Origin of the sequence: Baaleninema sp., from assembly GCF_049974805.1 — a bacterium.
In the GTDB taxonomy this organism is placed as follows: Bacteria; Cyanobacteriota; Cyanobacteriia; order Cyanobacteriales; family Geitlerinemataceae; genus Baaleninema.
Window position 1 is genome coordinate 19053 of the sequence record NZ_JBNGCO010000066.1, and the last position, 8412, is coordinate 27464.

At 51.5% G+C, this 8412-nt stretch carries 6 protein-coding genes and 1 pseudogene; 5 read left to right on the plus strand and 2 right to left on the minus strand.

All coding sequences use genetic code 11. The features are described 5' to 3' along the window. The first annotated feature begins 36 nt into the window (after nucleotides 1-36). The 5 genes from ACP5D4_RS13515 to ACP5D4_RS13535 all read left to right on the plus strand — a co-directional run bounded on the left by ACP5D4_RS13515 (nucleotide 37) and on the right by ACP5D4_RS13535 (nucleotide 6335). Nucleotides 37-435: an urease subunit beta gene (locus ACP5D4_RS13515; RefSeq protein ID WP_428012148.1), complete on the plus strand. Its 399-nt coding sequence runs from the start codon at nucleotides 37-39 to the stop codon at nucleotides 433-435. Between the two features lie 175 nt (nucleotides 436-610). Next, on the plus strand, nucleotides 611-2320 hold the full coding sequence (gene ureC / locus ACP5D4_RS13520; RefSeq protein ID WP_428012149.1) for an urease subunit alpha: 1710 nt from the start codon (nucleotides 611-613) through the stop codon (nucleotides 2318-2320). Nucleotides 2321-2587: 267 nt separating this feature from the next. Next, nucleotides 2588-4027, plus strand: a complete 1440-nt coding sequence (locus ACP5D4_RS13525) for a circularly permuted type 2 ATP-grasp protein (RefSeq protein WP_428012150.1) — start codon at nucleotides 2588-2590, stop codon at nucleotides 4025-4027. 243 nt (nucleotides 4028-4270) lie between these two features. Continuing rightward, the gene (locus ACP5D4_RS13530; protein WP_428012151.1) at nucleotides 4271-5266 is read left to right on the plus strand and encodes an alpha-E domain-containing protein; all 996 of its coding nucleotides are present in this window, start codon (nucleotides 4271-4273) and stop codon (nucleotides 5264-5266) included. A 187-nt stretch (nucleotides 5267-5453) separates the two neighbouring features. Further along, nucleotides 5454-6335, plus strand: coding sequence for a transglutaminase family protein (locus ACP5D4_RS13535; protein WP_428012152.1), 882 nt, complete (start codon nucleotides 5454-5456; stop codon nucleotides 6333-6335). Between the two features lie 10 nt (nucleotides 6336-6345). On the opposite strand, the gene ACP5D4_RS13540 is transcribed toward ACP5D4_RS13535, so the two are convergent. Together ACP5D4_RS13540 and ACP5D4_RS13545 are read right to left on the minus strand one after the other, a co-directional pair. Continuing rightward, nucleotides 6346-7617, minus strand: coding sequence for a caspase family protein (locus tag ACP5D4_RS13540; protein ID WP_428012153.1), 1272 nt, complete (start codon nucleotides 7615-7617; stop codon nucleotides 6346-6348). Nucleotides 7618-7846: 229 nt separating this feature from the next. Beyond that, nucleotides 7847-8412: pseudogene (locus ACP5D4_RS13545) on the minus strand (hypothetical protein); the annotation flags it as partial.

The window sequence follows — 8412 nt, forward strand, 5'->3', positions numbered from 1 at the left end:
GTTAGATTGAGGATTTTTTGAGGTTTACTAAAAATTATGATACCTGGAGAACTGTTTCCCGCCGAAGGTGCGATCGAACTCAACGCCGAACGTGAAAAACTGACAGTTTCCGTCGCCAATTCAGGCGATCGTCCGATTCAAGTGGGATCGCACTTTCACTTTTTTGAAGTCAACGACGCCTTACAGTTCGATCGCGAGGCGACGAAAGGAATGCGATTGAACATTCCCGCCGGAACTGCGGTTCGCTTCGAACCGGGAGACGAGAAAACCGTGGAACTGGTGGCGGTGGCGGGAAGTCGCCGCATTTACGGGTTTAACGGCTTGGTGAACGGTTTCCTAGAGGGAGAACCGGAGGTGGAAGAGGAGGAGAAGAAAGAGAAATCGAAAAAGAAAGACAAGAAGAAAAAAGACAAACAGAAAAAGAAGAAAAAATAGGAAGGCGATCGATAAATTGGAGGTCGATCCGTCTGGTGCGTGACTTTAAAATATAGGCGGTCGATCGTGAGACTCATAAATGGTCACGCACCGCCCCCACCGATGAATTTTCATTTAACTTCAAATTAATTTAACCTCAAATCGAACATCACAGCATTTTTGACCTTTAAAAAATATGAGCTATCAAATGGATCGACGGGCGTATGCTGAAACCTTCGGACCCACGGTAGGCGATCGCATCCGATTGGCGGATACCGAATTACTCATCGAAGTCGAACGGGATTTCACCACCTACGGCGACGAAGTAAAATTCGGCGGCGGAAAAGTCATTCGCGACGGAATGGGACAATCGCCCATTTCACGAGAAGACGGGGCGGTGGACGTGGTAATTACCAACGCCTTAATTCTCGATTGGTGGGGAATCGTCAAAGCCGATATCGGCATTAAAGACGGCAAAATTTACAAAATTGGCAAAGCCGGAAATCCCTACATTCAAGATAACGTCGATATCATTATCGGCCCCGCCACCGAAGCCATCGCCGCCGAAGGATCGATCGTCACCGCCGGGGGAATCGACAGCCACATTCACTTTATTTGTCCCCAACAAATCGAAACGGCGATCGCATCGGGAATTACCACGATGATAGGAGGCGGAACGGGACCCGCCACGGGAACCAACGCCACCACCTGCACCCCTGGGGCGTGGAACCTTCATCGGATGTTACAAGCAGCGGAAGCCTTCCCCATGAACCTGGGTTTTTTGGGGAAAGGAAACAGTTCGCAACCCCAAGGCTTAGTCGAACAGGTTCTCGCCGGGGCGATTGGCTTGAAACTTCATGAAGACTGGGGAACCACCCCCGCCGCGATCGATACCTGTTTGAGTGTCGCCGACGACTACGACGTACAGGTGGCGATTCACACCGACACCCTCAACGAAGCGGGTTTCGTCGAACATACCATCGCCGCGTTCAAAAATCGCGCCATTCATACCTACCACACCGAAGGGGCGGGAGGCGGACACGCCCCAGACATTATTAAAGTGTGCAGTTACGCCAACGTTCTCCCTTCTTCGACGAACCCGACTCGCCCCTACACGACGAATACCTTAGAAGAACATCTCGATATGTTGATGGTGTGTCACCATCTCGATCGCAGCATTCCCGAAGATGTCGCCTTTGCAGAATCTCGCATCCGCCGCGAAACTATCGCCGCCGAGGATATTCTGCACGATCTCGGGGCGTTCAGCATCATCGCCTCGGATTCCCAAGCCATGGGGCGGGTGGGGGAAACGATTATCCGAACCTGGCAAACCGCCCATAAAATGAAGGTGCAGCGTGGGGCGTTGTCGGGAGACAGCGATCGCAACGACAACCTCCGGGCGAAACGCTACGTCGCCAAGTACACCATCAATCCGGCGATCGTTCACGGAGTTTCTCACGTCGTCGGTTCCATCGAAGAAGGGAAACTCGCAGATTTGTGTTTGTGGAAACCGGCCTTTTTCGGCGTCAAACCCGAGTTAGTGTTGAAAGGAGGATCGATCGCCTGGGCGCAAATGGGCGACGCCAACGCCAGCATTCCCACCCCGCAACCGATTCATATGCGTCCGATGTTCGCCAGTTACGGCGGTTCTCTGGCGGCGACATCCCTCACCTTTGTCTCTCAAGGATCGATCGATGCGGGAGTTCCCCAACAGTTAGGATTGCAGAAAACGGCGGTGGCGATATCGAACACCCGCAACATCACAAAAGCCGATTTGAAACTCAACAACGCCTTACCCAAGGTTGAAGTCGATCCCGAAACCTACGAAGTTCGGGCAGATGGGGAATTGCTGACTTGCGAACCCGCCGAAGTGTTACCGATGGCGCAGCGATACTTCTTATTTTAAACTCAGTCTGTGGAAATTTGAAATCCCCTGTGAATCACCCTGGAATCCTCAAGATTCCGGGGTTTTGCCGTTGGCGAGGAGATTCACCCAGAATCCGTTGAAAAAAACGACAAATCGCCCGAAAATTTTTCAGTCGATCGATCCTCGATGGCCGTTCCCAACCCAAAAATTCAAAGTGAAACTCAAAGAAACTGTAACCACAGATACAGTCGCGGGCGCTCGTTAATTCAATCCTAGATAGAAGAGTAAGGCGGAGGAGCGCAATTGGTGAAGTTAGACGCTTACGACCCCGGAGATTTTTTCGACGAACTCTTTGAAGACGTTGGAAAACCCCGGCCGTTCGCCAAACGGTCGATCGATTGGATGCAGCATCTCGAACCGGGGGAATTGCAGCGATATCAAGAAGCCGCACAAATTGCCCTGTTCAAACTGGGCGTGACGTTCAACGTCTACAGCGACGATCGCGGCATCGAAAAAGTCTTTCCCTTCGACATTATTCCCCGTCTCGTTTCCGCCCGAGATTGGGAATATCTCGAACGAGGTTTAAAACAGCGAATCGCCGCCCTCAACCTCTTTTTAAACGATGTCTATAACGACCAGAAAATCGTTAAAGACGGCGTCGTTCCCGAACATATTATTCAATCAGCCCCCGGTTTTCTCAAACCCTGTATCGGTTTGAAACCGCCGACGGAGGTATGGTGTCATATTACCGGAACCGACCTCGTGCGCGATCGCGACGGTCAATGGTACGTTCTCGAAGATAACCTGCGAGTTCCCAGCGGAATTTCCTACGTCTTAGAAAACCGCCGCGTCATGAAAAGTACCTTTCCCGGTGCCTTTCAAACCCTGGCGGTTCAACCCGTCGATGACTACCCGAGTCACCTCCTCGAAACCCTTCTCGGCTTAGCCCCGCCGCAACTCGCCCAGCCTACCGTAGTCGTTCTCACCCCTGGAATCTACAACTCCGCCTATTACGAACATTCGTTTCTCGCCCAACAAATGGGGGTCGAACTCGTCGAAGGTCGCGATTTAGTCGTGATTGACGGTTACTTACAAATGCGAACCACCAAAGGACCCCGTCGCGTCGATGTCATTTACCGTCGCCTCGACGACGACTTCCTCGACCCGAAAGAATTTCGGTCTGATTCCCTTCTCGGAGTTCCGGGGTTGATGGAAGTATATCGTTCCGGTCGCGTCGCCCTCGCCAACGCCCCAGGAACCGGAGTCGCCGACGATAAAGTGGTATACGCTTTCGTTCCGGAAATGATTCGGTATTACTTGGACGAAGACCCGATTTTACCGAACGTTCCCACCTATCTTTGTTGGCGAGACAAAGACCGCGACCATGTCCTCCAAAACCTCGAGAGTTTGGTGGTGAAATCGGCGAACGAAGCGGGAGGGTACGGAATGTTAGTGGGAACGCAATCGACCCCGGAAGAACGGGAAGCCTTCGCCGAGAAAATTATCGCCAATCCCCGCAATTACATCGCCCAACCGACGATTTGTCTGTCGCGAGTTCCGACGTTAGTGGGAGATAGCGAAGTGGCGGGTCGTCACGTGGATTTACGGCCTTATATTCTCCATCGCGGCGATGATATTTACGTTCAACCGGGCGGGTTAACTCGGGTCGCGTTAAAAGAAGGGTCGTTGGTGGTGAATTCTTCTCAAGGCGGAGGAAGTAAAGATACGTGGGTGTTAATTAATTGAGAGTTGAGAGTTTTGTAGTTTGTAGGTGGGGTGGAATGGAGTGGAACCAAACGAGAATAAGTTTGGGGATTTCATCGCCATTCGGTGAGTCGATCGATACCCAAAAATTGACGCCAAAGAGATGAAGAGAAAACCAAAATCTTGAGAGTTAGGTTTCGCTCCGTGGTTTCGTTTTAAAAAGTCAGGAACCTACAAAATTACAAACGATGGTCTCGGGTGTTTTTTAAAAAGGAAGGTTGAATTATGCTGAGTCGGGTTGCAGATTCCATTTATTGGCTGAATCGCTATATCGAGCGGGCGGAAAACGTCGCCAGATTCATCGATTTCAATCTCAATTTAATGTTAGATTTGCCGTCGGGTTTAGAGCAACAATGGCGTCCGCTGGTGATTACAACAGGAGATTTAGCGTTATTTGAAGAACGCTACGGGGAAGCGACGGCGGAAAACGTGATTCAGTTTCTCACGTTCGATTTAGACTATCCCAATTCCATTTTATCCTGCTTGTATGCTGCCCGAGAAAACGCGCGATCGATCCGAGAAATCATTTCATCTGAAATGTGGGAAGAGGTGAATACGTTTTACCATCTGTTGAAAGACGCCGCCGCTGACAATTCAAATAATATTTTTCATCAGTTATTCTTTCACGTGAAGTTCGCCAGTCACCGTTTTGCGGGGGTGATGGATGCGACAATGAGTCATAATGAAGGCTGGCACTTCGGTCAAGTGGGGCGATTGTTAGAACGGGCGGATAAAACCGATCGCATCCTCGACGTGAAGTATTTTATCTTATTACCATCGGCGAAATGGGTGGGAAGTCCGCTCGATCGCATTCAATGGATTGCTCTTCTCAAGTCTACCAGTGCTTACGAAATGTATCGGAAAGCGCAACATCGCATCGTTCCTGCTGGGGTGGCGGAATTTTTGATTCTCAACCGAGAGTTTCCGCGATCGATTAATTTCTGTCTTCAAGAAACAGAACATTGTCTGCATCAAATTACCGGAACGCCTGTTGGAACTTGGTGTAACAGTGCAGAACGGGCGTTAGGAAAACTTTGCTCGAAATTGGGATATACGACCATTGAAGATGTGTTTGAGGTGGGATTGCACCAATTCCTCGATCGCCTGCAAAGCGAAATGAACGAGGTGGATACACAGATTTCCCAAACCTTCTTTAATAGTTATCCCCTGGAATCGGAGTCGGAAGACAGTCAAACTATGACCCAGTTGATGGTGAGTTAAGTCGATTTTCTGCGTAGGAGCGAACCGTTTTCGCCCCTACGCTTAATTGCGATAGATTAAATTTTAAGATTAAATTTTGATAAAAATTGATGATTCTGATTGATTTTGAGATATACTATAATAGTATAAGTTTTGGATGTTTTCTCGATCCGATATTTTTTATAAATCCTCAAACCAACCTATTAAAATGGCACTTTTAAAAATAAAACATAGCACGACTTATCATTACAACCAGCCTGTTTTCTTAAAACCCCATGTCGTGCGATTGCGACCGCGATGCGACGGCTGGCAAAAACTCCATCATTACCAACTCGACGTATCTCCCACCCCCATCGGACGTTCGGAAATCGTAGATTTAGACGGAAACGCAACGGTAAACCTCTGGTTCGATCGCCCCACAGAAAAACTGCAAATCACCTCAATTTCCGAAGTCGAAACCCTGCAACAAAACCCGTTTGTTTACCTTCTCGAACCCTGGGCGATGCAGCTTCCGTTCGACTATCCCAGTTCCCTGCGATCGCAACTATCGCCATACTTCCATCCCTTGGGAATTTTGCCCACAACTGGCGATCCCGTCGCCGCAGAACTAGGCGAAGAAATTGCCTATCGCGTCCACGGCAAACCCATCGATTTTCTGCACCAACTCACCCAAGAAATCTATCGCAATTGTAAATACGTAGTTCGTCCCCACGGCGACCCGCAATCCCCCAGCATGACCTGGAAAAAACGGGAAGGTTCCTGTCGAGATTTTGCCGTGTTGTTTGTAGCCGCCTGTCGGGTTGTGGGATTAGCGGCGAGATTCGTCAGCGGCTACCAGGAAGGCGATCCCGATTCCGAAGAACGGGATTTACACGCTTGGGTCGAGGCGTACTTGCCGGGGGCGGGATGGCGCGGTTACGATCCGACTCATGGGTTAGCAGTGGCGAACGGACATATTAGCGTAGCCGCCAGCGTTTACCCCAGTTACGCCGCCCCCGTCGAAGGGGGTGTAATTCCCGTAACGCCGCCGTTGGCGGGGGGGAAACCGTTAGAGTCGCAGATGGAATTTCACATTTCCATCGATCGATAAACCTTTCCCATCATCTCCTCATCCCATCATCCCCCCATCTCCTCACCTCCCCTTGGGCAGCTTCATACGCCGCCGTATTGGGGGGAACCAAGCGGGCGGTTTCGATAGCGGCGTCGAGATTGCCGTTTTCCGCCCGCATGCGGGCGAGTTTCAAAATGTCCCAACTCCAGAGGTCGATTTGTTCTCGGACTTGAGGATAAATCGGCGAAGTGGGGGGAATTTGTTTGAGGGTATCGATCGATCGCCAGTAGGAAGACGCTTGAGTGGGATCGATCGCCGCTTTCGCCGTTTCCAGACGTTGGCGATGTCGGGTTTCAATGTCATCAACCGCCGTTTCAGTCGCCGTTTCAGTCGCCGTTTCAGTATCAGCGGACTCTTCAATTTCCGAGAAATCCGGCGAAAACACCACCCCCACCATCAACAACGCGGGAATCACCGCCAACGTCAGCGTCAGTTGCCAAAACGCCGCCAGGGAGGTTTTCGGTTCTTCCGTAGCCGTCGCAGCGTCGCCGGATATCTCTGTACTTGGCGAGACTTCCGAAGAAACCTCTCCCTCGGGAAAGATCGATCGATCGGGCGAAGCGACAACCAACCAGGGCGTTTGAGGCGGTTGTCGGTGATGTTCCGCCAATTGGGGCAACCGCTGGCTGAGATATTCCTCGAGTTGGGCGAAAGTCCGACAGCGATGGTGATGGAGGGCTTCGAGAAGGGCAGCGGTAAACAGTCCCCGTTGCAGATAGCGAGTTTCGCGACTGTGTTGGTGAGGCTGACAGGAAAAGACGACAGAAACCCCCGTGGTTTCAGCAAGTTGGGCGATGTCCGACCCGATTTCCGGTCCGGCGTGGGGGGCGGTGGGGCGATCGATATCCAGAAATAAGACGGTTCTGTGGCGGTTAAAGGCATGCAGTCGATCGAACAGCGATTTTGCCGAAATTGCCGTTTCAGACAGCTTGTCGGGGTCGCTATCTGCCAGTATGAAGTAATCTCGCCCCGCATGGTTGAGGGCGTAGCCGCTGAAAAACAGCCAGAGTCCGTCTTCCGGTGGGATGGATTGAGACGCGAGGCGATCGAGAAGGCGATCGAGGTTTTCGGAACTGGGAAAACTGTCGAAATCCTTCCCATCAGGCGATCGCTGCGTCATCAACCAAACCCGTCGGTTCGACGCGACGCCCGCTTCCACCAAACAATCTCGCAAAGCTTGGGCGTCTTCCGTCGCATATCGCAGCGGTTGGAGAAATTGAGAACGATCGACCCCGATCGCCAAACACCAAAGTTCGCCCATGAGTTTCGATCTTCAACTGCTTTTCCAGCCTAATCGGCTTTGAGAACCGCTACAAATCCTCGGGGCGATCGCAATTGTGCAACATCGCAGCCATGTCCTCATCAACCGCGATCGCCTCCGTAGGAATTTCCGACAGCCAGCTTTAAAACGATCGTCCCCCTCGGGCGGCGAATTCCCCCAAAACCGAAGAACTTTGCGGCGACTTTGCCCCGCCGCGAGAATCACTGCACTAATTCACGGCGATTTCATGGGAAGTAGCCTCCTGTAACCGTTGCAGCATCTCAGCGATTTTCCCCCCTAAAATCTGAGTTTTCGCCACTTCGATCGCCCCTTTCAAATCCTCCGGAACCCCCGTTCTCCAGATGTAAAATCCCACCGTCCAAACCGCCGATTTCGTCAATTCCGTTTCCTTCCCCGCAATAACCGCCCTTAAATCCCGAATCACCTGTTCTTCCGACTCCAGCAGCACATCTGGTCCCCCGAGTCCGTAATCTCGGGCGTGGAGATGTAACCGCTGCCAAGACGCAGTCGGTTCCGAATCCGCACAATCCCCCGACAGTCCAACAATCGCCGTTCGACTGCGGGGCAAATCGCAACTACCTTCTAAGCCTTTAACCGTAGTAAACAGCGGTTGTTCTCGCAGGACGAAGGTTTCTCGAAACAGAGTTTCCGTCGGCGGATGGACGAATCCCGAAACCACGTGATGGGGATGGCGGTAGGGACTCCACATCAATTCCATTGTCGCCACAGGCGGGCGTTTGCCGATTTGGTCCCGATATGCCACCAATGCAGAGG

Bases quoted from the DNA above. Each gene is read 5' to 3' on its own strand.
- ureC (WP_428012149.1), top strand. From the start codon at position 611: ATGAGCTATCAAATGGATCGACGGGCGTATGCTGAAACCTTCGGACCC.
- ACP5D4_RS13535 (WP_428012152.1), top strand. From the start codon at position 5,454: ATGGCACTTTTAAAAATAAAACATAGCACGACTTATCATTACAACCAG.
- ACP5D4_RS13530 (WP_428012151.1), top strand. From the start codon at position 4,271: ATGCTGAGTCGGGTTGCAGATTCCATTTATTGGCTGAATCGCTATATC.
- ACP5D4_RS13540 (WP_428012153.1), bottom strand. From the start codon at position 7,617: ATGGGCGAACTTTGGTGTTTGGCGATCGGGGTCGATCGTTCTCAATTT.
- ACP5D4_RS13515 (WP_428012148.1), top strand. From the start codon at position 37: ATGATACCTGGAGAACTGTTTCCCGCCGAAGGTGCGATCGAACTCAAC.